The organism is Sphingomonas sp. HT-1 (genome assembly GCF_048568905.1).
Classification (GTDB): Bacteria; Pseudomonadota; Alphaproteobacteria; order Sphingomonadales; family Sphingomonadaceae; genus Sphingomonas.
On sequence record NZ_CP183770.1, the window covers coordinates 1191563 to 1217680 of the forward strand.

Sequence of the window (26118 nt, forward strand, 5' to 3'; positions counted from 1 at the left end):
TCTGGCCCGGGGGCATCCTTTTTCCGCCCGCCGATTCCGCCTAAACTCGGCTCTCGATCGGCAGAATGGGAACGCTCGCGCAATGCCGCAGCACATCATCATTGCAGGCGGCGGCAGCGCCGGGTGGATGGCCGCTGCATTGTTCGCGCGGTTACGCCCAGCACCGCTTACCCGCATCACGCTGGTCGAATCGGATGCGATCGGAACGATCGGGGTCGGCGAGGCGACCGTGCCGATCCTTCAAGACTTCAACCGCCTGCTCGGTGTGCACGAACCAGAGTTCGTCGCCGCTACCCAAGGCAGCTTCAAGCTGGGCATCGAATTCGTCGACTGGGGTCACCTCGGCAACCGCCACTTCCACGGCTTCGGGGACTTCGGCGCGCCGATCGAGGGCACCGCCCCCCACCATCATTGGCACCGCCTGCGCACCGCCGGACGGGAACAAGATCCGATCGACGCTTGGTCGATGCCCGCGATCCTCGCTCGGCAGGATCGCTTTGCGCCGCCCGAGGCGTCGCGTGGAGAAGCCGCTGAATATCGCTACGCCTATCATTTCGATGCGGGCCTCTATGCCTGCCTGCTGCGTAGCTATGCGCAGTCGCGCGGCGTGGCGCATATGGAAGGCCGCATCGTCGATGTGGAGCGCGATCCGCATAGCGGCGACGTCGCTGCCCTTCGGCTCGACGGTGATCGCCGGCTGGACGGCGATATCTTCATCGATTGTACCGGTTTTGCGAGCAGACTTCTAGGCGCGGAACTCGGAGTGGCACTCGTCGACTGGTCCGGCTGGCTGCCGGCGAATCGTGCGATCGCACAGGGGTCTGCCCGGGCCGGCCGCTTCACGCCTTTCACCCGATCAACTGCGCTTACCGCTGGCTGGCAATGGCGCATCCCGCTCCAGCACCGCACGGGCAATGGCCTAGTCTATAGCAGCCGCTACCTTTCCGATGACGAAGCGGCGCATATCCTTACCAGCAACCTCGACGGCGACGCGATCGGCGAGCCGCGCCTGCTGCGCTTCACGACCGGCCGCCGCGAGCAGTTCTGGGCCCACAACGTGATTGCTATCGGCCTCGCTGCAGGCTTCATGGAGCCGCTGGAATCCACTAGCCTGCAACTGGTCCAGACAGGGCTGGCCCGCCTCGCCGAACTGTTGCCGCACGGCCGCGTCGCGCCTCCGATCCGGACGGAGTACAACCGCGAGACCATCGCGGAGTATGAGCGAATCCGGGATTTCCTGATCGCCCACTACTGCATTAGCCAGAGGCCCGAGCCCTTCTGGCGCGACAGCGCCAACATGGCCTTGCCGGACACTCTTACCCACAAGCTCGCGCTTTGGGATGCGATGGGACGAGTACCCATGTACGACCTTGAATCGCACGCGGAGCCGAGTTGGGCGGCGATACTGCTAGGCCAGGGCCGAATACCGCAGGGCCACGATCCGGCTGCCGATAGGATGTCGCTCGAGTCCATGGCCGCGCTCGTCGCCGCGCGCCGCGACACGCTGCAAGCAGCCGCAGCAAGACTGCCGCAGCACGACCATTTCGTACGCCGCACCTGCCACGCACAAGCAGCATGAACGTACCACTTCGCCGCATCGTTATCGCCGGGGGCGGCAGTGCTGGCTGGATGGCGGCTGCCGCGCTGTCTCAGGCGCTGGCCGGCACTGGCATTGCCATTACTCTGGTCGAATCCGAAGCCATTGGTACGGTCGGCGTCGGCGAAGCGACCATCCCGCCGATCCACGGCTTCAATCAGATGATCGGTGTCGACGAGGCCGCCTTTGTTAAGGCGACCGGCGGCACGTTCAAGCTGGGAATCGAGTTTGTGGATTGGTGGCGAAGGGGCGAAGGCTATTTTCATCCCTTTGGCCGCTATGGCGACGATTTCGGGATGGTGCCCTTCCACCAGCACTGGCTCGCCGCGCGCGCGGAAGGCGATACGACACCTTTGGGAGCCTATTCGCTGTCCACCCTGGCGGCAATGAACGGTCGATTTGGCCTGCCCCAGGGCGACGCTCGCTCGGTATTCGCCACCTATGGCTATGCTTATCATTTCGATGCCGGGCGCTACGCCGCCTTTCTTCGCCAGCTTTCCGAAAGCCGCGGCGTGGTGCGCCATGAAGGCCGGATCGGCGACGTGGAGCAGGATCCGGAAACCGGCTTCGTCCGCACGCTCACGCTGGAAGACGGTCGCACCATCTCGGGCGATCTGTTCCTCGACTGCACCGGCTTCCGCGCACTGCTGATCGGCGACGCGCTGAGCGTACCCTATCAGGATTGGTCGCACTGGCTGCCCTGCGATCGCGCGATCGCGGTCCCCACCGCTGCCGTCGCGCCGCCGACGCCCTTCACCCGCGCCACCGCACGTGGCGCTGGCTGGCAATGGCGCATCCCACTGCAGCACCGCACCGGCAATGGCCATGTCTTCTGTAGCAGCTTCTGCAGCGAGGCCGAGGCCGAAGCGCTGCTGCTGGCCAATCTCGACGCGCCAACGGTCGGAGAGCTCCGCCACCTGCGCTTCACCACCGGCCGGCGAACCACGCCCTGGGCAGCCAACGTCGTCGCGATCGGACTAGCATCAGGCTTTCTGGAGCCGCTGGAGTCGACAAGCCTCCACCTGATCCAGAGCGCGATCACCGCGTTGCTCAGCTGGTTTCCCGACCAGCAGTTTGATCCGGTGGTGCGCGCCGAATATAATCGGCGGGTGACGCGGGAATGGGATGCGATCCGCGACTTCCTGATCCTCCACTATACCGCCACCGAGCGCGATGACACGTCATTCTGGCGCCACTGCCGCGCCATCACCGTGCCGGAGACTCTGATCGAGAAGGTGGCGCTGTTCGCTCGCACCGGCCGGCTGCTGGGTCGCGAGGGAGACCTGTTCATGGACGCAAGCTGGCTGGCGGTTCTGCTCGGGCAAGGCGTGATACCTCGGGGGCATGACTCGCTTGCGAACAGCATGACGCCCGAGCTTAGGTCCAAAATCCTGGCGGCGATGCGCAAAACCATCGCCGGCGCGGCAGCCGCCCTGCCCCCGCACGCCTCCACCATAGCCCAATATTTGCACGCGTGCTGAGAAGGAAGCACACCGCTTCAGCAACCGGAGTGCCGCGCACGCTTGCAGGCGGGCACCAAGCTCCGCTAGGGGCGATCCTGCTGGGGGCCTGTAGCTCAGCGGTTAGAGCTGGCCGCTCATAACGGCTAGGTCGCGGGTTCGAATCCTGCCGGGCCCACCAGCATGTTTGCTTCCGGGGTTGTGCACGGCGCAACAAAGCCCTAGGCGGCACGTACGTCGGGGAGTAGCGCAGCCTGGTAGCGCATCTGGTTTGGGACCAGAGGGTCGCAGGTTCGAATCCTGTCTCCCCGACCACTTCTTTCCTTGCCTGCCACGCGCCAGACGTCTTGGACGCAAGTGTCGTCCAATTTCGGCAGCGCGGAGATCATGCTGGGTCGGCAACGAAGAAGCCCCACTCGATCCACCGCGCACGGCAGCCGTTCGGGCCGTGCCACATCGTCTCCGCCGCGCCCGCATCGAAGCCATGGCTGGCGGCAACGGCAGCCAGCGCCGCAGCTGCATCGTTTCCCGCCAACATCGTCGCCAAAAAATCAAATTGTGGAACGCTTAACAGTATGGTGCGCGTCACATAGCCGCTGCGCACCAACGCGAGGTGAGAGCGCCGGGGCAGTGGCAGCCGCGGCGCCTCTCCGCGCCGCACGGCGTGGAAATAGCCGGCGACCGGAAAGCCATAGCGGCCCAGCGAAAAAGCCGGCTGCAGGCGCAAGGCGCAGTCGGGCGCGTCTGCGGTCGCTGCCGGGCGACCCTCCTGTCCCTGGGCATCGAACATCTGGAACACAGCATATTCGAAGCCGGCGAGATCGATCATGAAATCGATCCAGGCCTCGCGCGCACTGCCATCAGGCCTGCTGGCCTCCATCCAGCCAGCGAAGCGGCGGCCGAAATTGTGGAGGGTGGGTTGATTGGGGGGGGAGTAGCTTAGATAATCGACAACGAAATCGTCAAACAGCGGCTGCCCGAGCGCGTGGCACAGCGCCGGGAACTGCTCGCGCATGCAGGCGATCATCCGCTGGACATAGCCGCGCTGGTATACGGCCAGACCGTCGGCGGCGCCGAGCCGACCGTCGCTGGCGAACAACGCCTGCGCCGCGGCCGGATCGGCCTGGGGATCGATCAGCGCCGCATGCATCCGCCGCTGCGCCGCCGCCAGCGCCGTCACGCCGCATCCTCCATCCTGTTCGGCATCGCCAGCGGCACCGCCAAATCCACCGGGTCCGAAACGCCCGCCATGTAGCGTTCGGCCTTGTGCAACTCGACGAGGCAATCATCGAACGCCGGAATGTGATCGTCCCATTCCAGCAAGGTGGCCGCACCGCCGCTCCGCGCCCAGGCGATACGGAACAGATCCCAGACTTCGGCGCGCACCGGGCGATCGTGCGTGTCGATCACATGCGTGCCGAGATCCTGATGCCCGGCGAGATGCATCTGGACGACACGATCGAACGGGAAGGCGTCGAGATAGGCACGCGGATCGGTGCCGGCGTTGAAGCAGCTGACATAGACATTGTTGACGTCGAGCAGCAGCCCGCATCCCGTTTCGTGCGCCAGCGCACGCAGGAACGCGGGCTCGTCGATCGTCGATTGGGCGAAACGCACATAAGCGCTGGGATTTTCGAGGATGAGCGGACGCTCCAGCTGATCCTGGACCTGCCGGACCCGAACGATCACATGCGCCAAGCTCTCCTCGGTCAGCGGCATCGGCAGCAGATCGTGCGTGTTGTACCCGTTCACCCCCGTCCAGCACAGATGATCGCTGATCCAGGCCGGGCGAACCGCATCGGCGAGCCGCTTGAGCGAGGCGAGATAGGCGCGGTTCAGCGGATCGGTGCTCCCGATCGACAGCGAGACGCCGTGCAGGACCACCGGATAGCGCTCCGCGACCGCGTCGAGGACGGCGCGGGGTCGCCCCCCCGAATTCATGAAGTTTTCGGAGATCGCCTCGAACCACAGGTCCCGAGTCGCGCCCGAAAGGATCGCGTCGAAATGAACGCTACGAAGCCCCAGCCCGAGCCCCAGCCGCGGCAGCGCCGCCAGTGCGCCGTCAGCTGCAGCCACCAGCGCCGCTCATCCCGCTCGACCCACAGGCCGTCATGTTGTCCCGGGCGTTGTTGTCCTCGGAAATCCACAGATAGCTGGGCCCGGTGCCCGCAAAGGCAGCCGGTGGCGATCCCAGTGCCGCCGGCAGCGGCTGCTGCGGCCCGATTTTCTGCACGTTCTGCGCCGCGAGCAGCTCCGCCCGCGTCGCTTCCCAGTTCGCTTCGAACACGGCACGCGCGCGCAGCCACACGCTCTGCCCCTGGTTGGGGCCGTTGGTGCTGAAGCGTTCGGCGTTGATCGGCGTGGCGCACGATCCTTGCGATCGGCAGGCATTGGCGCCGGGATTGTTCATTTCCTCGCCAGTGCCGTACAGGCCGCAGCCGCCCTGCCCCTTACACTCGTTCTGCACATGGCAGGTGTGATCGGTTCCCGTCGAGCAATAGCCCTGCCCCGCACAGGCATTGGGCGTGCCCCCCGGGGGGCCGAGCAGCCCGAAACGATCCGATCCCGCACAGGCGTTCAGCCCCATGCATGCGTGCAGCGGCATCCCCTCCGGCTGCGGACCGATCACGCTGAAGCCCGGAAAGGCTGGCTCGTCGGCATAGGGATAGGGCGTCGGCACGGGAACACCGGGAGCGGGCGCGGGCGATGGGGTCGGCGTAGATCAGGATGCCATGAACGTTCCTCTCGCATGACGATCAGCGTTGCTGGGCTGCAGTCCAATAGGGGCCCACATCGGGCAGGTGCATCGGGGCGTTGTTGGTGCCGGTCTTGGAGATCGCCACGCCGACATAGTAGATGACGTTCTGCAGCACCTCGACCAGGCCGGTATCGCCCTTGTCCACCTTCACCGCCTGGGCGTTGGCACGTCCGGACGTAAACAGCGCCTGGACGTGATCGACCACCGCGCTGCCATCGAGCTGCGCGATCAGGGTATTGGCGGCGGCGATCGCCTTGTTGCCGAAGGCGGTCAGACCCTGGAACGATACCGCCCGATCACCAAGCGAGACATTCTCGAACACGGGCCCCATCATCGAACCGGCATATGCGCCGCTCGGGATCGGGATCTGTCGGATCGTGCGGATATATTTGTCGAGCACCCAGATCATCGAACGATGCAAGCCTTCGTTGAAGAACAGCTTCTGCTGAGCGGGCGGCACCAGGTAGATCGTTTCGGTCATCACCAGCATGTACTGAAAGCAGGCGCTGCAGAAATTGGCGATGTCGACATAATATTCGGGGTAATTCGCCGCTACAGGACTGTCCGGCATGTCCACCAGCACGCCCGCATCGAGCAGCGCCTGCGCGGTGACCGCGGGCTGGATCACGTCCACCGGTGGCGGGGGCTGGGCCGGGCGTACCTCGCTGGTACCGGCATAGTCTGCGAACTGCGCCTGGAGCGTAAGGAACTTTGCATAGTGCGATTCCTCGCCCTTCGATGGATCGTCGTCGGGGCCGGGCCCGATATCGGGGATCGGCACGCCTTCCCCCTGATCGCAGATCGTGTCGATCGCAGTTGCGGCATCCTGGATGGATCGGACGGCGATCAGCTGCGCCGGGCCGACATGGCTGTCCTCCACATTCGGGAAAACGGCCGCCGCCGCGGCGCCCTGCACCGGATCGGTCCAGGAAACGGTTGCCGGCGGTGCCGGTTTCCACGGATCGAAACCGCCGGACGGGTACAGCGTATCGACATTGTTCGGCGAGTAGTTGTCCGGCTGGATCGCGTTGCCGATCGATCCCTGCTGAAAATCGGAATCGGCAAGGAACCGCGTGCTCAACAGGCAGCGTATGTACGAATAGAATTGGCCGATCGTATCCCAATCGCTGTCCTGCGGCGGCGCGTTCCACTGTTCGGGATATTCGATCTGCAGAAAGTGCCACAGCTGCTCGAAGCTGAGCTTGCCGAGCGGAATCTGCACGGCCGTCTTGCCGTCCGGGCCCGCCGGCCCTGTCGGGTTATGATAGGGGAGCCCGGTCGGGTAAGCAGCGGGCGCCTTGCCATAAAGCTGCGGCATCACGCCCATCGACCAAAGGACGTTCGACGACAGCGACATGTGGAGCATTTCCTCCACCGCCACACTCATGATGATGCCGCCCGCCTTGTTGGCATAGAGCTGCGCGTCGCTGATCGTTTCGCCGCTCTCGTTGTTCCGAACAAGCGAGTAATAGGTATAAAGATAGATCGGAATCGTTGCGAGCTCGATTTCGATCGCAGTCTGTAGATCCACCTTCAGGCGCGCAAGCACCTGATCCCGATTCCATGTCGCGTTGATCGTGGCGACGAAGGCCTGCTCTGCGGGCGTAAGCGGCGTGATCGGATCGGCCATATCCAATGCAATCCCCCTCAGATCTGCGTAGACATGAACCCGGCAAAGGTTACTAGGATCACGCCCTCCTTTTCGCCCTATCTTATTATCGAGTTTTGCATCCTACAATCAGGAATCTCGGTTTATTGGCAAGTTACATCACAAATGGTTACTTTTGTGATGTACTCCGTTGCAAGCCGAGCCAACAACCGGTACGCCTACACCGTCAATATTGCAAATCGCTGCGTTATTCGTTCCAGAATCGTCGGATCAACGGCGTCGTGCGCTATTCCTGTGGGGGATGGGTGAATGAGCAATCTGGCCGGAAAAGCCTATGGCATGAACGTCGTCACGCCGATGCGGCCATGGGTTACCTGGATCAACAATCTATTGTTCATGCTCTCCCGATCGCTTCCGGCCACGCTGTCGGGACTGCTCGGCCTCGGCTTCATTCATTTCGCGCGCTGGGTGATCATCCGCCGCGATCAATGGCCGCAGCTGGGCCAGCCCCCCTCCGATCTGTCCAACGACTACATGCTGTTCTGCAGCAACTTCAACGGCACCTGGGACCAGTATATCGATGCCTTCGCCGACGGCATTCCGGGCGGGCTCGATCTATTCTGGTATTCGAGCACGAAATACCCGAACTCGATTCCGATCACGCCGTTCAAAAACTATATTCGCGCCAATCAGATCGACACCAACTATTATTACAACGCGACCCCGGGGAGCGGGCAGCGCGACATCAAGCTGGCGCTGAAGCTGTCGCACGGGCTCGCCGCGATCGCAGCGAAGGCGGGCACGCTCAGCGACGCTGAACTGGCTTCGGCGTTCGAACGGCTGCTGATCGCCAACCAGGGCGGATTGGGCGCGCCGGGTTATGCGCCGGTGGCAAGCTGCGACACCGCCGCCGCCGATCGGAACCGTGCCGCCGCCGAATTGGGGCATTGGGGCCGGGACGGCACCGGCCCCATCGCCGCGGATCGCGCCCTGCACCCGATCGCCACCGAAACGGTGATCGCCTCCAGCGCAAATGCGGACGAGGATGCGCGCGAGTCGGTGCGCACCAAGGTTGCCGCCGTGCTGCGCGCGCCGACGCCGGGCACGCCGGGAACCGAGCCGCCCCCTACCGCCGACGCATCAGCGGACAAGGAAGGGGAGCGGTCCGATGGCTAATATCGACGTCAGCAGCTATTTCTTCACGGCCGCGGTGCCGGTGTGCAACGAAGGCATTGTCGAGCATGACGGCATCAAGAGCTCGCCGATCCATGTCGTGCGCGAAGTGCTGGAGACGCTGCCGACCGCGCTGCAATCGCATGCGACCGAAGAGATCGGGCTCAACAGCCCCTTCTCCCGCAACCTCAGGACGCATTTCACGCGGTTCGTGATCCTCGACCAGCCCTATTTCAACGGCCGCGACCACAGCGATGCCTTGGTCAACGCGATTCGGGGAACCAACCTGCTCGAGCCCCAGCCGGTCGATCAGATTACCTGCCCCTATATCTTCTGGACGATCGACTTCGACCTGCTCGATCCCAGCGGCGCCGGCGAACCGCGCCGCTATCTCGAGGAACTATGGGGCCAGATGGAACCCGAGCTCCGCTCGATCTTCCAATATTGCTACGATTTCGACACGGTGACCGATGCGGCGAGCTTCGCGAGCTATATCCAGCGCTGCCAGATCGAAACGACGATGCCGTTCCACGATTACTGGTATGTGCCGCCCAAGCTCAGCTCGATTTCGATTCTGGGGCTGGCGCTGCTGCCGGGCGCCGGCGCGCTGATGCTGCTGGCATCGCTGGCGGCGTGGATCCTGCGGTGGACCGGCTGGGCCTGGGCGGCGGGCTTTGCCGGCTGGAGCGGCTGGGCCTGGATGCCCTGGGCGGGGCTCGCGCTGCTCGTGCTCGGGCTGGTGGTCGATTATTACTGGGTGCTCTGGAAGGGGCGACAGCCCTACCCTGCCGCACCGGGCAGCGACCTGCGCAACGTGCTCAAGGCGCTGTACCTGCAACAGGCCTTCACGCGCTTCGCCATCGCGCAGCAGCACCGCGACCCTGCCGAATGGGGCGCCGCGTTCCGCGCCTTCCTGACCGCCAACCGGCCCGGCGATCTGGACGGACCGACTCAACCGGCGGGGGTGATCCGCAGCAAGCTGCCGGGAGACGCGGCATGACCAACGCCACCAATACCGCTCCCGCGGCGACGCTGCTCGACCTTGCCGATATCCAGGGCGGCATCCTGCGCACCTATGGCGACGGATTTCCCAAAGGGCGCAATTTCTACCTGACCGTGCGCGACGCGCGAAAGGGCCGCGCCTTTGTCGAGGCGTTGCGCCCGAGGATCACCACCGCCGCGCGCTGGAAGGATCCGGAGCGGGAAGAGCCGCTGCTGCGGACGCGCAATCCCCGGGTGAAGGACATCGTGCGGGCCGAGGGCGTGCCCGACTATCCCGGCCGCGTGCAGCTGATGAAGCCGAAGGTGACGCTCAACATCGGCTTCACCTTTTTCGGACTGCTCGCGCTCGGCGTGCCGACCCGCACCCTGCGCGGCATGCCCGACGAGTTCATCGACGGCATGGAGGCGCGCGCCGCGCTGCTCGGCGACGACCCGTTCCTCGACAAGCGCGACGCGGTGTGGCGGGATTCGCGCGGCGAGAAGCGCGTGCACATCCTTCTGACGCTCTATGCCCAGCAGAAGCCGGACGGCAGCGCCTGCGACGAGCTGGGCCATGAAACCGACGCGCTCATCGCGCTGTGCGATCAATCGGAAGGGGGCGTGGTGCTGCTCGACGGCGTCGGGCCGAACAATGCGCGATGGCAGGATCTGTCGGCGGTGATGCGCACCGACGGGGATCGATGCTGGCCCACCAACAAGGAACATTTCGGCCTTTCGGACGGCTTTGGCGATCCGGTCTTCTCGGGCCAGTTCTCGGGCGAGGCGGAACGGGTGCGCGTGGCGGGCGGCGGCAAGCTGATGGCGGATGGCAGCTGGCAACCGCTGGCGACCGGCGAGTTCCTGCTCGGCTATCCCGACGAGGCGCAGGAAATTCCGGGCGCGGCGATGCCGATCGAGTTCAGCCGCAACGGCACCTTCATGGCCTATCGCAAGCTGCACGAGGCGGTCGGCACCTTCCACGGCTATATCGACGATCAGGCCGCGCGCTATGCCCGGGTACGCGCCGTGCCGCACATCGAGGCGGTGGAGACGATCAAGGCCAAGATGGTCGGCCGCTGGGAAGACGGCGTGCCGCTGATGATCGCCCCCACCTACCCTGCCTGGCAGCAGTTCCGGGCCGAACTCGAACGGGCACGCGCGGCAAAGGACAAGGCCAAGCTCGCCGAGATCGCGCTCAAATTCACCAACTTCATCTATGCTTCGGATCCGGTGGGATCGAAATGTCCGGTGACCTCGCACCTCCGGCGCGCCAACCCGCGCGACACGCTGGGGCCGACGTTCGACGCGAACGGCATGTCGCGCGACGGTTCCGCGATCATCAACCGGCGGCGTATCCTGCGCCGCGGGCTGCCCTATGGCCAGTATGACCCGCACGCGCCCACGGACGACGGCGACCATGGCATCATCTTCATGGCGATCTGCACCAGCCTGTTCCGCCAGTTCGAGTTCGTGCAGCAGCAATGGATGCAATATGGGCTCGATTTCAACGCCGGCAGCGATACCTGCCCGGTGATCGGCAACCATGCGACCGCGGACGATCCCAAGCTGGTCATCCCGGTGGAGGCCGATGCCGGGAAGCTGCCGTTCATCTGCGATCGCCTCCCCCAGCTCGTCGAGCCGCGCGGCGGCGATTACTTCTTCCTGCCCAGCATGACCGCGCTGCGGATGATCGGCATGGGTATCATCGATCCCACCTGAGCGCCCGCCCGAACCCGATCGCCACCCGCTTGCAGAGGAGACGTCCAGGTGCATTGGCTGTTCAACTTGCCCAGCGCGCTCTGGCGCCGCCTGATGCTCCTCTTCCAGGGCGTGGCGGCGCTGCTCTGGCTGATCGCGCGCGGGATCGGCGCGCTGTTCGGGCGCGGAGGGACGATCGGCAGCCGCCTGGGCGCGGCGATCGCCAGCCCGGCCGGACAGCGGCAGGTGTTCGCGCTACTCCGGCTGTTCCAGCCCAATCTGGTCCTGAAGCGGCGGATCATCGCGGCCTATCCCAACAACGGCATCACCGCGATCGCCACCCGCCGCGCGGACGTGGTCGATATCCTCGGTCGCGATGCGGATTTCGGCGTCGTCTATGCCCCACGCATGGAAAAGATCACCGCCGGCGAAAACTTCTTCCTCGGCATGCAGGATAGCCCCCGTTACACACGCGACACCTCGAACATGCGGCTGGTGGTGCGCCGCGACGACGTGCCGTCGATCGTCACCCCCTATGTGGCGAATGCCGCGGCCGAGATCGTCGCGATGGTCCCCGGCGTCATCGACGTGCCCAAGGCGCTGACCCAGCCGGTCGCGGCGGGGCTGCTCGATCGCTACTTCGGCACACCCGGCCCCTCCGAGGCCGCGATCGCAGAGTGGACAACGCTGCTCTTCTGGTACCTGTTCATCGATCTTCAGGCCGATCCCGCGCTCGATGCACGGGCCGAGGCAGCGGCGGCGGCGCTGCGCAGCTGGATGGACGGACATATCGCCGAGCGACGCAGCCAGCCGCACCGCGACGATGTGCTAGGCCGCTGCCTCGCAATGGGCGACGCAGCGATGCCGGGCATGCGCGACCTCGATATCCGCAATAACCTGATCGGCCTGATGATCGGCGAGCTGCCGACGCTTTCCGCCGCCGCAAACCTCGCGCTCGACGAACTGCTCGATCGCCCCGGCCCCTTCGCCGCCGCCTGCGCCGCTGCCCGTGACGGCGACGACGCGACGCTTTCGGCGCATATCTTCGAGGCGCTGCGCTTCCGCCCGCTCAATCCGGTCATCTATCGCCGGGCGATGCACGATACCGCGATCGCGAGCGGCAAGCTGCGCCGCCGCCGGATCGCCAAGGACAGCATCGTAATGGCATCGAACCTCTCGGCGATGTTCGATCCGCTGGCGATCCCCGATGCCGCCAGCTTCCGCGTCGATCGCCCCTGGGAAAGCTACATGCTGTGGGGCCATGGCATGCACAGCTGCTTCGGCGGGCACATCAACCGCGCGGTGCTGCCTGCCCTGCTCAAGCCGCTGCTCGCCCAACCCAATCTGCGCCGCGCAGCAGGCGTGCGCGGGCGGATCGATCAGGCCGGCACGCCCTTCCCGCAGCATCTCCATCTCGAATTCGATAGCTGACCGTCGCTGCGCGCGCCCCACCATAGCATTTTCACCATGGGCGAAAACGCCCCATATTCTGGTTGCTGCATGCCCCGATGGGCTGACCGTAAACCGTCAACTCGAAAATGCTCTGCCGGCGAACGGCGCTCAGCTCCGCTGGACATGCCCGCCCGCCGCCGCCTCAGCGAGCGGCAGCTGCAAGGACAGGCTGTCGCTCGCGATGCTGAGGCTGCCGCCGAGCTCGCGCGCAAGGTTCCGAGCAAGACGCAGCGCGAAGCCGGCCCCCAGCAGCGTCAGATCCTCGGTGCCTTCATCGTCAATCGCCAGCATCGCATCGCCCGGATAGTCGCCAAGGGCGGCAGGCCGGTCGATCCGGATCGTCGCAAACCCGCTCTTTTCCCGCTCGAGGCGCAAGGCGAGGCGCTCGCCGCGCGCGCTTGCCGACACCAACGTGGCCAGCAGACGCGCGAGCAGCCGCTCGACTGCGCGGGCATCGCCCGAGATCAGGGCATCGTCCTCCGGCAGGATCAGCGCCGAACCGCGCAGCGCCAGCAATTCGGCGAGATCGGCGGCAATGCCCGACAACAGGCTGCGCAGCGCAACCGTGCCCGGCGCCAGCGCCAGCGCAGCGCTTTCGATCCGCGCGGCGAGGTCCAGATCGTCGATCGCACCGAGCAACTCGCGCACCTGGCCGCGAATGAACGCGGCGCGCTCGCGGTACGCGGCCGGCACCGGGCCCAGCATCTGCGCCTCGATCATTTCGGCGAAGCCCGCGATCGCGTTGGTAGGGGTGCGCAGCTCATGCACCAGCTGGCGGAGCAGATCCGCCTCCACGGGCGATTGCCGCAGCGGCTCGGCACGTTCGTCCACCCGGGGGCGCCGCGCCGTGCCCCGATAGCCGCAGAACCGGCCGCCCAAAGGATCGAAAGTGGGGATGGCAGAGATCAGCCAGTCTCCAGCCGCGCTCGAATCGCCGGCGATTGTCATGCGCGCGTTGGTGAAAGCGGCCCGACGTCGGAATGCCCCTGCCGCCACCCCGTCCAACCGGCTGCCCCGGTGCACGCCCTGCAGATCAAAGGAGAGCCCGATCACCGGCGCACGATCCACGCCTTCGACCCAGCGGATGACGCCGGCGACATCGGTTTCGAAGCGGAAATCGCTTGCCTGTGGTACCGGCGGTGCGGCCGGGATCGATCGATCCGCCCGTTCGCGGCGATGGGCGTCGATCCGCGCAACGATGTCGGCCACAGCGAACAGGCCCGGTGGCGGGGCGACGGGCGCTACCTCCGGAGCCGTCCGCTGGTCCGCCAGCGTGAAATCCGCGCCGAACGCCGCCAGCGCCCCCACAACCGCGGGCGAAAGATCGCGGCGATGCCGCAAGACATGACGCCCCTCGGCAGAGAGCTGCGGGAGCAGCGCGATCCATTCTGCATCGTCGATCTGCGCGGTGCGCAGGACGGGCCGTGCGACCGGCAGGACATCGACTGCGAGCAGCCGCACCAGCGACGCTGGCGGCCGGGCAAACTCCAGCGCCCGCACGCTCGCTTCGCGCGCTGCAAGCGGTACGCGCCCCCGGATGGTTTCGAGGAGACGGAACGCCCGCGGATCAGGCGCTGCGCGCCCGCGCCCAATCAGATCGACGATCTGCCGCCATGCCGATGGCGCACCGGACGGCGACTCCACGTCTCCGGCAAGCACCGTTTCCAGCGAATCATCAAAGCGCAACGCCACCGCCCTTTCCCCCGCATCGCAAATTTTTGCTTTGCAGCACCTCCATAGCGGTGGGCGATGGAGGCTGGAAACAGTCCATTTCGGTACGTCGCAATGTGGGACAATTGCGTTGCCGTGTAATTTTATTGTGCTAACAACGCGCGATAAGAAACGAAGCCCTACAGGAGCCACAGAACACAATGCGATTCGACGAGATCGACGTCCGTATCCTGGGACTACTTCAGGAAAATGGCCGCATGACCAATGTCGAGCTTGCCGAACGGGTCGGCCTGACGGCACCGCCATGCCTGCGGCGCGTGCGCGCGCTAGAACAGGAAGGCGCGATCAAGGGCTATCATGCTGCGCTCGACCCTAGCGCGCTGGGCTATAACCTAACCGTCTTTGCCATGGTAAGCCTGAAAAGCCAGGCCGAAAGCGATTTGCGCGCGTTCGAGCAGCTTGTCGCGCAAATTCCGGAAGTGCGCGAATGCCATATGCTGAACGGCGAGATCGACTTCATCCTGAAGATCGTCGCTCCGGATCTGCAGAGCTTCCAGACGATCCTGACGACGCGTCTCACCACCGCACCGAACGTGGAGCATGTCAAAACCTCGCTCACGATCCGCACGGCGAAGGCGCTGCCGGGCGTACCCGTTCCACAGCTTTGATCGGTGCCCCCACGCCCGCCTGAGAGCATGTGAAAAGGGGCGGTCCTTGCGGACCGCCCCTTTTCTATTGGCGTTCGGAACGCGCGGTGCCGATCAGGAAAGCGCCGGCAGGTCCAGCGCAACCGTCCACAGCGTGGCGAGGTCGATGGCGGGAGCGCCCTTCACCTGGCCGAACGTGGTGCGGGCTTCGTCCTTGCGGCCAAGATTGTAGAGCGCCACGCCCTTGTGCAGGTTCACGTCATCGGCAAGAACGCCACCCTTCTGCAGCGCCAGATCATACAGCTCGACGGCCTTGGCGAAGTCGCCGGATGCCAGATAGGCGTCGGCGGTCTGCGCTGCCGTCTTGCCGTTCGCCGCAGCCTGGGACTGTTTGACGAGCGGCGCGAGCGAACCTTCGGCCTTCACCTTCGCCTGCGCGGAGGTGTGGATGCGCGTAGCGTCCGCATTGCCGGCCGGAACCTTGCCGTTGCTGCGACCTTCATCGATCACGGCAACTGCCTCCCATGGCAGACCGGCCGAATTCACCGATTCGGCATATTCGACATAGTCGCTCTGGTCGGCCAGCACCTTGGTGGCACGCAGCAGGCGGAACAGGTCAATGCGCTGCGCATTCGTCAGGCGGGTACCAGCCTGATCGGCGCTGCCGCGGAGCATCATCACGCCCCAACGCCAGTTCTTCGCCGTCGGATATTCCTGGATCATCTGCTGCAGCCACTTGGCCGTTTCTGCGCGATTGCCGGTGGCATAGACGCGGGGAATGGCGAACTGGTACCAGGCGACGGGCGGCTTCTGGCCGGTGGCCTTCACTGCCTTGATCGCGCGATCCACTTCGGCGACCGATTCGGTCGGGCGGTTGGTTGCCGCATAGGCGTTCGCCAGCGCGAGCGAGAGATCGAACTCGTTATTGCCGGCTTCGCGCGCCTTGAGCAGCGCGTCGATCGCCTCCGGATACTTCTTGTCCTTCATCGCCTGATCGCCGGCCATGTAATAATATTGGCGCTTATAGGCGGCGAGTTCGGTCGGCGGCGTGCGGGGGTTGGCGATCAGGACCGGCAGCGTCTTCATCAGGCCGGGCATGTCGTTCTGGCCGGCCTGCATGCGCGAGCGCAGATAGGCGGCATAGTATTTCTCGTCGTCGTTCTGGGCGACCTGATCCAGCGCATCGAGCGCAGGACCGGCGGCAGCCCAGTTCTTGGCCTGTACCGCTTCCATCGCGGGCTGGGCCGCCTTGCGGAAGGCATCGCCCACCTTGAGCGCGTTCGGGTCTTCCTTCGCGGCGCCCTTCTTATCCTTCTGGGCCAGCGCGGGCGTCGTCACCAGCGCGGTCGAACCCAGCGCGAGCATCGCAGTCAGCGCAAGCTTCGAAACAAACTTCATGTGAAACTCTCCTCGTCGGCCAGGCGGCGTTGCGGTCCCTGTAAAGGCGCCTTCATCCCCATTCAAGCACGATGCCCGTGGCGCAAAGAGGCTGAACCACGATTGAATAGGGCCATTGCGCGGCTGTAACGTCGCTGCGCCCACTTGGCTCCCAATGCTCCCCACGCGCGTGCGTACGCGCGGGCGCGGGGTTGGCAGGAGGCATGCGGGCGGCTAGAGCCATATCAGCGTAACAAAAACCCGAAAGTATGCCGCTTTGACCGACGAGACCCTGCTCGCCGACCCTTCTGACATTACCCCGATCTCGATCGTCGACGAGATGAAGACCTCGTACCTCGATTACGCGATGAGCGTGATCGTGGCGCGCGCCCTGCCCGACGTTCGCGATGGCCTGAAGCCCGTTCACCGCCGCATTCTCTATGCAGCGCAGGAAGGCGGCTATGTCGCCGGACGGCCCTACCGCAAGTCCGCCCGCCTCGTCGGTGACGTGATGGGTAAATACCACCCGCACGGCGACAGCTCGATCTACGACGCGATGGCCCGCATGGCGCAGGATTGGGCGATGCGCGTGCCGCTGATCGACGGCCAGGGCAATTTCGGCTCGATGGACCCCGATCCGCCCGCCGCGATGCGCTACACCGAAGCGCGCCTCGCCCGCGTGGCGACGGCGCTGCTCGACGATATCGAGAAGGACACGGTCGACTTCGTGCCGAACTATGACGGTTCGGAAAGCGAGCCGTCGGTCCTCCCTGCCCGCTTCCCCAACCTGCTGGTCAACGGCGCCGGCGGCATCGCGGTCGGCATGGCGACCAACATTCCGCCGCACAATCTCGGCGAAGTGATCAACGCCTGCCTCGCGTATATCGATAACGGCGCGGTCACCGCCGAAGAGCTGATGGAGATCGTGCCCGGTCCGGACTTCCCGACCGGCGCGGTGATCCTCGGCCGCTCGGGCTGCCGCTCGGCCTATCAGACCGGCCGCGGCTCGATCCTGGTGCGCTCGCGCCACGAGTTCGAACAGCGCGGCGAGCGTCGCTCGATCGTGCTCACCGAAATACCCTACCAGCAGGGCAAGAACGCGCTGGTCGAGAAGATCGCCGAGGCCGCCAAGGAAAAGCGGATCGAAGGCGTTTCCGACATTCGCGACGAAAGCTCGCGCGAGGGCGTGCGCATCGTCATCGACCTGCGCCGCGACGCGACGCCCGAGGTGGTGCTCAACCAGATCTGGCGGAACACGCCGGCGCAATCGAGCTTCCCGGCCAACATGCTCGCGATCCGCGGCGGCCGCCCGGAACTGCTCAACCTGCGCGACATCATCGAGGCCTTCGTCAAGTTCCGCGAGGAGGTCATCACCCGCCGCTCGAAGTTCGAGCTGGCCAAGGCGCGCGACCGTGCGCACATCTTGCTCGGCCTGGTGATCGCGGTCACCAATCTCGACGAGATGGTGAAGATCATCCGCGGCTCGTCGAGCCCGGCGGCTGCGCGCGAGGCGCTGCTCGCCCGCGAATGGCCGATCGCCGAGATCGCGCCGTATATCCGCCTCGTCGAGGCGGTGGACACCGAAGTGACCGGCGATACCTATCGCCTGTCCGACACCCAGGTCCGCGCGATCCTCGACCTGCGCCTGCACCGCCTCACCGCGCTGGGTCGCGACGAGATCGGCGACGAGCTCAAGGAACTCGCCGATTCGATCGCCGAGCTGCTCGAGATTCTTGGCAATCGCGCCAAGCTCTACGAAGTGCTGCGCGGCGAGCTGGTCCTGATCCGCGACACCTATGCCACCCCGCGCAAGACCGAGATCGCCGCTGCCGCCGACGGCATCGACGACGAGGACCTGATCGAGCGCGAGGACATGGTCGTGACCGTCACGGTTCAGGGCTATATCAAGCGCACCCCGCTCGATGCCTTCCGCGCCCAGGCGCGCGGCGGCAAGGGTCGCGCCGGCATGGCGACCAAGGACGAGGACGCGATCACCGAGTTGTTCGTCACCTCGACGCACACGCCGGTGCTGTTCTTCTCCACGCTCGGCCGCGTCTATCGCATGAAGGTGTGGAAGCTGCCCGAGGGCGGCCCCGCCACCCGCGGCCGGCCGATGATCAACCTGCTGCCGCTCGCCAATGGCGAGACCATCTCCACCGTGCTCCCGCTGCCGGAGGACGAGGCGGAATGGGGCAAGCTCCACGTCATGTTCGCCACCGCCAAGGGCAATGTCCGCCGCAATTCGATGGATGCGTTCACCAACGTGCCGTCGAACGGCAAGATCGCGATGAAGTTCGAAGGCGAGGACGAGGACGATCGCCTGATCGGCGTGGCGCTGCTCGACGAAAGCGACGACGTGCTGCTGGCGACGCGCATGGGCAAGGCGATCCGCTTCCCCGGCGAGGACGTGCGCGAGTTCCAGAGCCGCGCCTCCACCGGCGTGCGCGGCATCCGGCTGTCCGAGGGCGACCAGGTCATGTCGCTGTCGATCCTGCACAAGGCAGGCATCAAGGACCAGGACGAGCGCGAGGACTATCTCCGCCATGCGCCCTGGAAGGGCGAGGATGCCGATCGCGCGCCGCGCCGCATGGACGATGCGCGCTATGAGGAGCTGAAGGCGAGGGAGCAGTTCATCCTCACCGTCTGCGCCAATGGCTATGGCAAGCTCAGCTCGGCCTATGAATATCGCCGCACGGGTCGCGGCGGCCAGGGCATCACCAATATCGACAACATCGCCCGCAACGGGCCGGTGGTGGCGAGCTTCCCGGCGACCAAGGGGCATCAGCTGATGCTGGTCACCGATCAGGCCAAGATGATCCGCATGTCGCTGGGCGATCTGCGCGTGATCGGCCGGAACTCGGCGGGCGTGCGGCTGTTCAACGTCGCGCAGAACGAGCATGTCGTCTCGGCGGCACGCATCGAGGAAACCGAGGACGAGGCCGAGGTGAACCTGGGCGATGGCGCGGTTGCGGGCGAAGCGACGCCGGACGCGGTGCCGGGCGAAGACCTCGCCGACGGCGGCGAGAGCTGAGCCATGGCCGACATGCCCCTCACCGCCTACAAGATCCTGACGCAGGAGCAGATGGACGCGCTCGAGCACGAACGCGTCTTCCTTGGTGCGCCGATCGACTTGGCTGACGGCTATATCCACCTCTCCACCGCCGAGCAGGCGCAGGAGACGCTGGAGAAGCATTTCGCGGGTCGGACGGACCTGTGGCTCGCCGCCGTGGATCTGGCGGCGCTGGGGGACACGGTGCGCTGGGAACCCTCGCGCGGCGGCCAGCTCTTCCCCCACCTCTACGGCCCGCTGCCGCTCGATGCGGTAACGGCCTATAGCGAAGTGCACCACGAGCCGGACGGCACCCTCCGCCTGCCGGTGGCGGGGTGAACATGCCGTAAAATCATTGCTTGACGGAGCCGACCCCGGAACGTAATTGGCCGCCTCCGCCAAGCAATGGCCCCTTCGTCTAGCGGTCTAGGACGTCGCCCTCTCACGGCGAAAACACGGGTTCGAGTCCCGTAGGGGTCACCAGCCTTTTCAAAGGCTTAGCCACTGAATGGCTGCACGAACGCGGAAGTTACTGCAAATTTACTGCAAAACCGTAGCTGGAAATCGGCGGACTTTCGCGGATTGTTCTAGGACCCGTGGCGTTCGCATCCGCAGCTGGTAGAGCGCTGGCGAATGCCTGATTCGCACCCCAAACTCAATTTTTCCACCTTCGTTCGGCGCACTCGCCGGCCATCATCGTTGGGCGCATCGCTCCCGGCAGCTGGCGACCAAAGCCGGTCGTTCATATCCGCCTGAACCGCGCCGGGATTGCCGGAGGCCATTGGATGTGAGTCACGCCGCCATATCGATCTGCTCAGCGGCAGCATAGTAGTTCGCTTCGGGTTCGGCAGGCGGGATGTTGCCAATGGGCTCGAGCAGTGGGCCATGGTTGAACCAGTCGACTCATTCGAGGGTGGCGTATTCGACGGCTTCGAAGCTGCGCCATGGCCCGCGTCGATCGATGACCTCAGCCTTATACAGGCCGTTGATCGTCTCGGCCAAGGCATTGTCATAGCTGTCTCCGACGCTGCCGACCGAGGGCTCGATGCCGGCTTCTGCGAGGCGTTCGGTGTATTGGATGGAAACGTACTGGCTGCCGCGGTCCGAGTGGTGGACAAGGCCAGCATCTCGCGCGGGACGACGATCGTGCAGCGCCTGCTCGAGCGCGTCGAGGACGAAGCCGGCATGGGCGCTCCGGCTGACACGCCAGCCGACGATCCGACGCGCATAGGTGTCGATGACGAACGCCACGTAGACGAACCCCGCCCAGGTCGCCACGTAGGTAAAGTCCGACACCCATAGCATGTTCGGCGCCGGAGCACGGAACTGGCGCTTCACCCGATCGAGCGGGCATGGTGCCGTCTTGTCGCTGACGGTGGTGCGCACCGGCTTGCCGCGGATCACGCCTGCCAGACGCATCGCACGCATCAGCCGGGCAACGGCGCATCGGGCGACGTCGAATCCCTCGCGGCGCAGCTGCCGCCAAATCTTGCGGACGCCATAGACGCGGAAATTCTCCTCGAACACGCGGCGCACCTCCGGTCGGAGCACGTCGTCCCGCCGCGCGCGAGCCGACCGCTTGGTCGGCTCTATCCTTCTGGCAACATGGGCATGGTAGGTGGAGGGGGCGATCGGCAGTACCCGGCAGATCGGCTCGACCCCGTACACCACGCGGTGCGCGTCGATGAACGACACCATCACTTCGCTCGGCGGTCGAGCTCCGCCATCGCAAAATAGGCGGACGCCTTACGAAGGATCTCGTTCGCCTGGCGCAGCTCGCGATTCTCGCGCTCCAAGGCTTTCATCCGCTCCGCGACGTCACTCGGCACACCACCGCGCATACCGCTGTCCACCTCGGCTTTCTTCACCCATTCGTTGAGCGTCTGCCCGGAACAGCCGATCTTCGCCGCGATCGATACTACCGGCGCCACCGCGACGGGTGATCCTTCTCGTGTTCCAGCACCATCCGAACCGCGCGGGCGCGCACCTCAGGCGAGAACCTGTTCGTCGTTTTGCTCGTCATAAACCCTTCCTCTCAGGAGTTGGGGCCTCCGACAAACCCGGCGCGGTTCAATGCCTGCAGCCAACGGAAGCCCTGGTCGGCGTCGACTGGCTTCCACCCTGGGATACGTACGACCACGGCTTCGGCCAACGCTAGCTCCTCGCGAAGAGCGTCGCGATATCGCTCCCATCGAGCCTGGACCGGCGATCGTTCAATCATGGTTCTAGCATGCCCGCCGCTGCCATCAGCGACAACCCTTTACGAGTTCACGACCTAAACACCTAGTCGATAGCGCCGCTGGGCATAATGGCCCCATCGCGGACGAGCAGTTCGGGCGCGGTCATCCCGGCCGCGACGCCGGCTTACGCAACGCCTTGCGAACGCCCGGCAACATGCGGCCGACGATGATATCGACACCCCGCGCGTTCGGATGCATCCCGTCCGCCTGAAGCAGTGCCCGATTGCCGGCCACCCCGTCGAGGAAGAACGGGTAGCGCGCTACCCCATGCTTCTTGGCGAGCGCGGGGTATATGCCGTCGAAGGCACGCACATATTCCGGCCCCAGGTTCGGCGCAGCCCGCATGCCGGCGAGCAACACGGGAATGCGCCGATTGTGCAATTCGGTGAGGATCGCATCGAGATTGGCTCTGGTCTGCGAGACGGGAAGGCCGCGAAGCATGTCGTTCGCACCAAGTTCGACGATGACGAGATCGGGCGCCCTCCCCAATCCGCGCAATCCCCACCGCAGACGTGCGCGGGCCTGCGCGGCCGTATCGCCAGCGACGCCGCCGTTGCGGACCGTCGCTGCCACGCCTGCGCGGCGCAGCGCCGCTTCCAGCTTGGCGGTAAATCCCGAGGCGGGCGGAAGGCCATAGCCGGCGCTGAGGCTGTCCCCGAACGCCCAGATCACCGGCGCGCGCGGCGCGGCATCGGCGCTCGGCGCAAATGCCAGGAGCGGGAGCATCGCGAGATGGACAATCCCCCGCAACCCTCCATATCGCTTCAGGCGTGACCATGGCATCATCCCCTTCCGATAGCGTGCTGATCGATGCGCGCAATGTTTCGCTGTCGCTGGGGAAGGCACCCGCCCGGGTGGATATCCTTCGCGGGATCGACTTGCGGGTGTCCGCGGGCGAAAGCATCGCGCTGCTCGGCCCCTCGGGATCGGGCAAATCGTCGCTGATGGCAGTGCTCGCCGGGCTGGAGCACCCGAGCGGCGGCACTGTGTCGGTCGCCGGGCTGGATTTCACCGCGCTGGACGAGGATGCGCTGGCCGTGGCGCGGCGCGGACGGATCGGCATCGTGCTGCAGGCCTTCCACCTGCTGCCGACGATGACCGCGCTGGAGAATGTCGCCGTGCCGCTGGAACTGGCCGGCACGCGGGATGCCTTCGCGCGGGCCGAGGCGGAACTCGCCGCGGTCGGCCTCGCGCACCGGATCGGCCACTACCCCGCGCAGCTTTCCGGGGGCGAGCAGCAGCGGGTCGCGATCGCCCGGGCGCTGGTCGGGCGCCCCGCCCTGTTGTTCGCCGACGAGCCCACCGGCAATCTCGATACCGCCACCGGTACCGCGATCATGGACCTGCTGTTCAAACGGCACGCCGCCAGCGCGACGACGCTGTTCGTCATCACCCACGACCCCGCCCTGGCAGCGCGATGCGCGCGGGTCGTCACGCTCGCGGACGGGCGCATCGCCAGCGATCGGCAGCGGGCGTGAGCATCGCCTGGCGGCTGGCGCTGCGCGACCTGCGCCGCGGAGGGCGCGGGCTGGTGCTGCTGATCGCGTGCCTCTTCCTCGGCACCGCGGCGCTGGCCGGGATCGGCAGCCTCGCCGCCAGCATGATCGCGGCGCTCGATGCGAACGGGCGGCAGATCCTGGGCGGCGATGTCGAGTTTACCGTCTCCCAGCGCCGCGCGACCGTGGCGGAGCTTGCCGCCTTCGCAGAAGCAGGCCGCGTGTCCGAGACGGTGTCGATGCGCGCGATGCTGCGCAAACGCGCCGACGCGCCGGCAATGCTGATCGATCTGCGCGGAACGGATGCGGCATGGCCGCTGGTCGGGCGCTTCCGGCTCGCCGCGGGGGCGCTGTCCGGCCGCCCACGGGGTCGGGAGATCGCGATCGCGGCAGCAGCCGCCGATCGGCTGGGCGTGAAACCCGGAGACAGCGTGCGGCTGGGCTCGGCATGGCTGCGGGTGATCGGGATCATCGCCGAGGAACCCGATCGGCTCGGCGCGGGGTTCACGCTCGGGCCTCCGGCACTGGTCGATCTCGCGGGGCTCGACGCGACCGCGTTGGTGCAGCCCGGCAGCCTGTACGAAAGCCATTATCGCATCGCGCTGGCGAGGCCCGCAGAGGCAGCCGAGGTGCAGAAGCGCCTGCTCGCCCGTCTGTCCGGCGCGGGCTGGACGGCGCGGACCAGCGACCGTGCGGCCGGCGGGCTACGGCGCGGCATCGACCAGTTCGGGCAGTTTCTGATGCTGGTCGGGCTAGCCGCGCTCGCCATTGCCGGCGTCGGCGTGGGGAGCGGCGTCGCGGCCTATCTTGCGGGCAAGACCCGGATCATCGCGACGCTCAAGGTGCTCGGCGCGACCTCCCGCACGATTGCGGCGATCTTCCTTGCGCAACTGGGGGCAGTCTCGGCGCTCGGGATCGGCAGCGGCCTGCTCGTCGGCGCGGCCGTGCCCCGGCTGCTGACGACTTTCGTCGGTGCGTCGCTGCCGGTGCCGCCGCGCCTTGCGCTCTATCCGGTGCCGCTGGCGACCGCCGCTTTGCTGGCGCTGCTCGTCGCCCTGCTGTTCGCGCTGCCGGCGCTCGCCCGTGCGCGCGACGTGCCGGCGGCGACCCTGCTGCGCGACGCGCTCGGCATCGGGCGTCGGCCCTCGGCGATCGTGCTGGGGCTGATGGCGCTGCTGGTGGCGGCACTGGTCGCGCTCGCTGTCCTGACCGCATCGGACCGGCTCCTAGCGCTCGGCTTTGTCGGGGCGGTGGCGGCGCTCATCGCGCTGTTGTGGAGTTTCGGCCTCGCCATCCGGTTCGCTGCTTCGAAGCTCCCAAGGGCGCGCACGCCGTTGCTCCGAATGGCGATCGCAAACCTGCATCGGCCCGGCGCGCAAACCGATCGGCTGGTGGTCGCCTTGGGTCTCGGCTTCTCGCTGTTCGTCGCGCTGGCGGTGATCGATGCCAGCCTCGCCGCCGAACTGCGCAATGCCGCACCGGCCAAGGCGCCCCGCTTCTTCGCGATCGACCTGCAGCCGGAAGATGCCGCGAGGTTCGCCCATGCTGTCCGAAGCGTGGCACCCGGTGCCACGATCGAGGCGCTGCCGTCGCTGCGCGGATCGGTCGTCGCGCTGCGCGGCCAGCGGGTCGCCGACATGAAGACGCTGCCCGAAGGCGCCTGGGTGCTGCGCGGCGATCGCACCCTCACCTGGTCGGCCACGCTCCCCCCACGCAACACGGTCGTCGCGGGACGATGGTGGCCGGCGGACTATCGCGGCCCCCCGCTCGTCTCGCTGGAAGACAAGGCGGCCGCGTCGCTAGGGCTGAAGGTCGGGGACAGCATCACCGTGTCGGTGCTCGGCGTCGACGTGCCGGCGCGGATCGCGGCCTTGCGGAAGATCGACTGGGGCGGGCTCGGGCTCAACTTCGCCATCGTCTTCTCGCCCGGCTATATCGAGGAAGCGCCGCACGGCCTGCTCGCCAGCGTCTACGCGGACCCAGGGCGCGACGGCGCGGTCATGCGAAGCGTCGGCATCGCCCTTCCCTCGGTTACGCTGGTCCGCGTCGGCGACGTGATCGGCCAGCTCGGCACGGTGCTCGGCCAGATCGCGGTGGCGATCCGCGCGGCGGCGGCGGTGACGGTGGCAGCCGGCGTGGCGGTGCTGATCGGTGCCGTTTCTGCCTCGTCCCGCACACGGCGCTACGATGCGGTGATCCTCAAACTGCTCGGCGGCAGCCGCCGCCAGGTGCTGGGCGCGCAGGCCCTCGAATATGCCCTGCTCGCCGCAGCCCTGGTGCTGGTAGCGGTGGGCGTGGGCACAGGCGCGGGATGGTATGTCGTGACCCAAGTGTTCGCCATCGCCTGGGCCCCGCGCTGGGACATCGTCGCCGCGACGGTGGCAGCCGCCGTCGCGGCGACTCTTGGCATGGGGATCGCCGGCAGCCTCCCTGCCCTTCGCGCCCGACCCGCTGCGGCACTTCGCGACCTGTAGCGGCGGGCCGCCGAAGCGAGTAGGAGCGCTGCCCATGAACCGCAGACAATCGAAGAAAGATCCGTATGGCGAGTTGCTCCGCGCGGAGGAGCCGCCCGAAGCACCGGTGTTGTGCTGGCTGTGCGGGCGGCCGATGGGCAAGACGACCGTCTGGCACCACCCGGTACCCAAGAGCCGCGGCGGGCGCGATGTCGTGCCGATGCACGCGATCTGCCAGCAGACGCTGATCGCCAACTTCACCAACGCCGAACTCCAGCGCCACGGCACCGATGTCGAGGCGCTGCTGGCGAACCCCAACGTCCGAAAGTTCGTCGACTGGGTGGCGAACAAGGATCCCGATTTCACCGCGACCATCGCCAAGAAGCAGCGCTGAACCGCACGGCGCCGACTTCCTCGGCAGCAACCATCGCGCCGCCGGCGCCTTGTTGTTTTTGTG

The 26118-nt window shown here is 66.2% G+C and carries 19 protein-coding genes, 3 tRNA genes, 1 pseudogene and 1 other annotated feature; of the genes and pseudogenes, 15 read left to right on the forward strand and 8 right to left on the reverse strand.

Annotated features, from left to right (window positions below; genetic code table 11):
• The first annotated feature begins 82 nt into the window (after positions 1-82).
• From ACNFJ7_RS05645 to ACNFJ7_RS05660, 4 genes are all read left to right on the forward strand, one after another.
• Positions 83-1579: a tryptophan halogenase family protein gene (locus ACNFJ7_RS05645; protein WP_019370048.1), complete on the forward strand. Its 1497-nt coding sequence runs from the start codon at positions 83-85 to the stop codon at positions 1577-1579.
• The gene (locus ACNFJ7_RS05650; protein ID WP_019370049.1) at positions 1576-3078 is read left to right on the forward strand and encodes a tryptophan halogenase family protein; all 1503 of its coding nucleotides are present in this window, start codon (positions 1576-1578) and stop codon (positions 3076-3078) included. Before ACNFJ7_RS05645 ends, ACNFJ7_RS05650 begins: the two co-directional genes overlap by 4 nt.
• Positions 3079-3162: 84 nt before the next feature.
• Positions 3163-3238, forward strand: a tRNA-Ile gene (locus tag ACNFJ7_RS05655).
• 57 nt (positions 3239-3295) lie between these two features.
• Positions 3296-3372: transfer RNA gene (locus tag ACNFJ7_RS05660), tRNA-Pro, on the forward strand.
• A gap of 70 nt (positions 3373-3442) precedes the next feature.
• Here the strand turns inward: ACNFJ7_RS05660 and ACNFJ7_RS05665 are convergent.
• The 4 genes from ACNFJ7_RS05665 to ACNFJ7_RS05680 all read right to left on the reverse strand — a co-directional run bounded on the left by ACNFJ7_RS05665 (position 3443) and on the right by ACNFJ7_RS05680 (position 7445).
• Positions 3443-4237, reverse strand: a complete 795-nt coding sequence (locus ACNFJ7_RS05665; protein WP_019370050.1) for a putative DNA-binding domain-containing protein — start codon at positions 4235-4237, stop codon at positions 3443-3445.
• Complete coding sequence (locus tag ACNFJ7_RS05670) at positions 4234-5112, reverse strand: DUF692 domain-containing protein (protein WP_419724242.1); 879 nt, start codon at positions 5110-5112, stop codon at positions 4234-4236. Before ACNFJ7_RS05670 ends, ACNFJ7_RS05665 begins: the two co-directional genes overlap by 4 nt.
• A 7-nt stretch (positions 5113-5119) precedes the next feature.
• Positions 5120-5737, reverse strand: a complete 618-nt coding sequence (locus ACNFJ7_RS05675) for a hypothetical protein (RefSeq protein ID WP_019370052.1) — start codon at positions 5735-5737, stop codon at positions 5120-5122.
• Between the two features lie 76 nt (positions 5738-5813).
• Positions 5814-7445, reverse strand: coding sequence for a ferritin-like domain-containing protein (locus tag ACNFJ7_RS05680; RefSeq protein WP_019370053.1), 1632 nt, complete (start codon positions 7443-7445; stop codon positions 5814-5816).
• Between the two features lie 288 nt (positions 7446-7733).
• Here ACNFJ7_RS05680 and ACNFJ7_RS05685 point away from each other — a divergent pair, with 288 nt between their 5' ends.
• Genes ACNFJ7_RS05685 through ACNFJ7_RS05700 form a run of 4 tightly spaced genes read left to right on the forward strand, consistent with a single transcriptional unit; the run spans position 7734 to position 12707 of the window.
• Positions 7734-8600 (forward strand): hypothetical protein, encoded by an 867-nt coding sequence (locus ACNFJ7_RS05685; protein WP_019370054.1) that lies wholly within the window; start codon positions 7734-7736, stop codon positions 8598-8600.
• Entirely contained in the window at positions 8593-9597 is a 1005-nt protein-coding gene (locus ACNFJ7_RS05690; RefSeq protein WP_019370055.1) for a hypothetical protein, read from the forward strand. Before ACNFJ7_RS05685 ends, ACNFJ7_RS05690 begins: the two co-directional genes overlap by 8 nt.
• A complete protein-coding gene (locus ACNFJ7_RS05695) occupies positions 9594-11297 on the forward strand; it encodes a Dyp-type peroxidase (RefSeq protein ID WP_019370056.1) in 1704 nt (567 codons plus the stop codon). Before ACNFJ7_RS05690 ends, ACNFJ7_RS05695 begins: the two co-directional genes overlap by 4 nt.
• A gap of 48 nt (positions 11298-11345) precedes the next feature.
• Positions 11346-12707 (forward strand): cytochrome P450, encoded by a 1362-nt coding sequence (locus ACNFJ7_RS05700; RefSeq protein WP_019370057.1) that lies wholly within the window; start codon positions 11346-11348, stop codon positions 12705-12707.
• Positions 12708-12836: 129 nt separating this feature from the next.
• On the opposite strand, the gene ACNFJ7_RS05705 is transcribed toward ACNFJ7_RS05700, so the two are convergent.
• A complete protein-coding gene (locus ACNFJ7_RS05705; protein WP_037513726.1) occupies positions 12837-14420 on the reverse strand; it encodes a histidine kinase dimerization/phospho-acceptor domain-containing protein in 1584 nt (527 codons plus the stop codon).
• Between the two features lie 179 nt (positions 14421-14599).
• Between ACNFJ7_RS05705 and ACNFJ7_RS05710 the strand changes: the two genes are divergently transcribed.
• Complete coding sequence (locus ACNFJ7_RS05710) at positions 14600-15067, forward strand: Lrp/AsnC family transcriptional regulator (RefSeq protein ID WP_019370059.1); 468 nt, start codon at positions 14600-14602, stop codon at positions 15065-15067.
• A gap of 93 nt (positions 15068-15160) precedes the next feature.
• On the opposite strand, the gene ACNFJ7_RS05715 is transcribed toward ACNFJ7_RS05710, so the two are convergent.
• Positions 15161-16444, reverse strand: a complete 1284-nt coding sequence (locus ACNFJ7_RS05715; protein WP_019370060.1) for a tetratricopeptide repeat protein — start codon at positions 16442-16444, stop codon at positions 15161-15163.
• A 256-nt stretch (positions 16445-16700) separates the two neighbouring features.
• On the opposite strand from ACNFJ7_RS05715, the gene gyrA reads away from it, so the two are divergent.
• The 3 genes from gyrA (at position 16701) to ACNFJ7_RS05730 (ending at position 19955) form a co-directional block, all read left to right on the forward strand.
• Positions 16701-19454: a DNA gyrase subunit A gene (gene gyrA, locus ACNFJ7_RS05720; protein WP_019370061.1), complete on the forward strand. Its 2754-nt coding sequence runs from the start codon at positions 16701-16703 to the stop codon at positions 19452-19454.
• Positions 19455-19457: 3 nt separating this feature from the next.
• Positions 19458-19811, forward strand: coding sequence for a DUF952 domain-containing protein (locus ACNFJ7_RS05725; RefSeq protein WP_019370062.1), 354 nt, complete (start codon positions 19458-19460; stop codon positions 19809-19811).
• Positions 19812-19879: 68 nt separating this feature from the next.
• Positions 19880-19955 (forward strand) — tRNA-Glu (locus tag ACNFJ7_RS05730).
• 309 nt (positions 19956-20264) lie between these two features.
• On the opposite strand, the pseudogene ACNFJ7_RS05735 reads toward ACNFJ7_RS05730, so the two are convergent.
• Positions 20265-21495: pseudogene (locus ACNFJ7_RS05735) on the reverse strand (IS3 family transposase).
• Positions 21096-21212 (reverse strand) — a sequence feature (AL1L pseudoknot). It overlaps the preceding pseudogene by 117 nt.
• A 319-nt stretch (positions 21496-21814) precedes the next feature.
• Positions 21815-22438 (reverse strand): arylesterase, encoded by a 624-nt coding sequence (locus ACNFJ7_RS05740; protein WP_019370064.1) that lies wholly within the window; start codon positions 22436-22438, stop codon positions 21815-21817.
• 50 nt (positions 22439-22488) lie between these two features.
• Between ACNFJ7_RS05740 and ACNFJ7_RS05745 the strand changes: the two genes are divergently transcribed.
• The 3 genes from ACNFJ7_RS05745 to ACNFJ7_RS05755 are packed head-to-tail and all read left to right on the forward strand — an operon-like array spanning position 22489 to position 26055.
• Positions 22489-23190, forward strand: a complete 702-nt coding sequence (locus tag ACNFJ7_RS05745; RefSeq protein ID WP_026009223.1) for an ABC transporter ATP-binding protein — start codon at positions 22489-22491, stop codon at positions 23188-23190.
• Positions 23187-25682, forward strand: coding sequence for an ABC transporter permease (locus ACNFJ7_RS05750; protein ID WP_019370066.1), 2496 nt, complete (start codon positions 23187-23189; stop codon positions 25680-25682). The genes ACNFJ7_RS05745 and ACNFJ7_RS05750 overlap by 4 nt, the downstream gene beginning before the upstream one ends.
• Before the next feature lie 34 nt (positions 25683-25716).
• Positions 25717-26055, forward strand: coding sequence for a hypothetical protein (locus tag ACNFJ7_RS05755; RefSeq protein ID WP_019370067.1), 339 nt, complete (start codon positions 25717-25719; stop codon positions 26053-26055).
• Positions 26056-26118: the final 63 nt, after the last annotated feature.

Excerpts from the sequence above, each read along its gene's own strand:
- ACNFJ7_RS05645 (WP_019370048.1), top strand. The coding sequence starts at position 83 with ATGCCGCAGCACATCATCATTGCAGGCGGCGGCAGCGCCGGGTGGATG.
- ACNFJ7_RS05650 (WP_019370049.1), top strand. The coding sequence starts at position 1,576 with ATGAACGTACCACTTCGCCGCATCGTTATCGCCGGGGGCGGCAGTGCT.
- ACNFJ7_RS05680 (WP_019370053.1), bottom strand. The coding sequence starts at position 7,445 with ATGGCCGATCCGATCACGCCGCTTACGCCCGCAGAGCAGGCCTTCGTC.
- ACNFJ7_RS05685 (WP_019370054.1), top strand. The coding sequence starts at position 7,734 with ATGAGCAATCTGGCCGGAAAAGCCTATGGCATGAACGTCGTCACGCCG.
- ACNFJ7_RS05690 (WP_019370055.1), top strand. The coding sequence starts at position 8,593 with ATGGCTAATATCGACGTCAGCAGCTATTTCTTCACGGCCGCGGTGCCG.
- ACNFJ7_RS05695 (WP_019370056.1), top strand. The coding sequence starts at position 9,594 with ATGACCAACGCCACCAATACCGCTCCCGCGGCGACGCTGCTCGACCTT.
- ACNFJ7_RS05710 (WP_019370059.1), top strand. The coding sequence starts at position 14,600 with ATGCGATTCGACGAGATCGACGTCCGTATCCTGGGACTACTTCAGGAA.
- ACNFJ7_RS05715 (WP_019370060.1), bottom strand. The coding sequence starts at position 16,444 with ATGAAGTTTGTTTCGAAGCTTGCGCTGACTGCGATGCTCGCGCTGGGT.
- ACNFJ7_RS05725 (WP_019370062.1), top strand. The coding sequence starts at position 19,458 with ATGGCCGACATGCCCCTCACCGCCTACAAGATCCTGACGCAGGAGCAG.
- ACNFJ7_RS05740 (WP_019370064.1), bottom strand. The coding sequence starts at position 22,438 with ATGCTCCCGCTCCTGGCATTTGCGCCGAGCGCCGATGCCGCGCCGCGC.
- ACNFJ7_RS05745 (WP_026009223.1), top strand. The coding sequence starts at position 22,489 with ATGGCATCATCCCCTTCCGATAGCGTGCTGATCGATGCGCGCAATGTT.
- ACNFJ7_RS05755 (WP_019370067.1), top strand. The coding sequence starts at position 25,717 with ATGAACCGCAGACAATCGAAGAAAGATCCGTATGGCGAGTTGCTCCGC.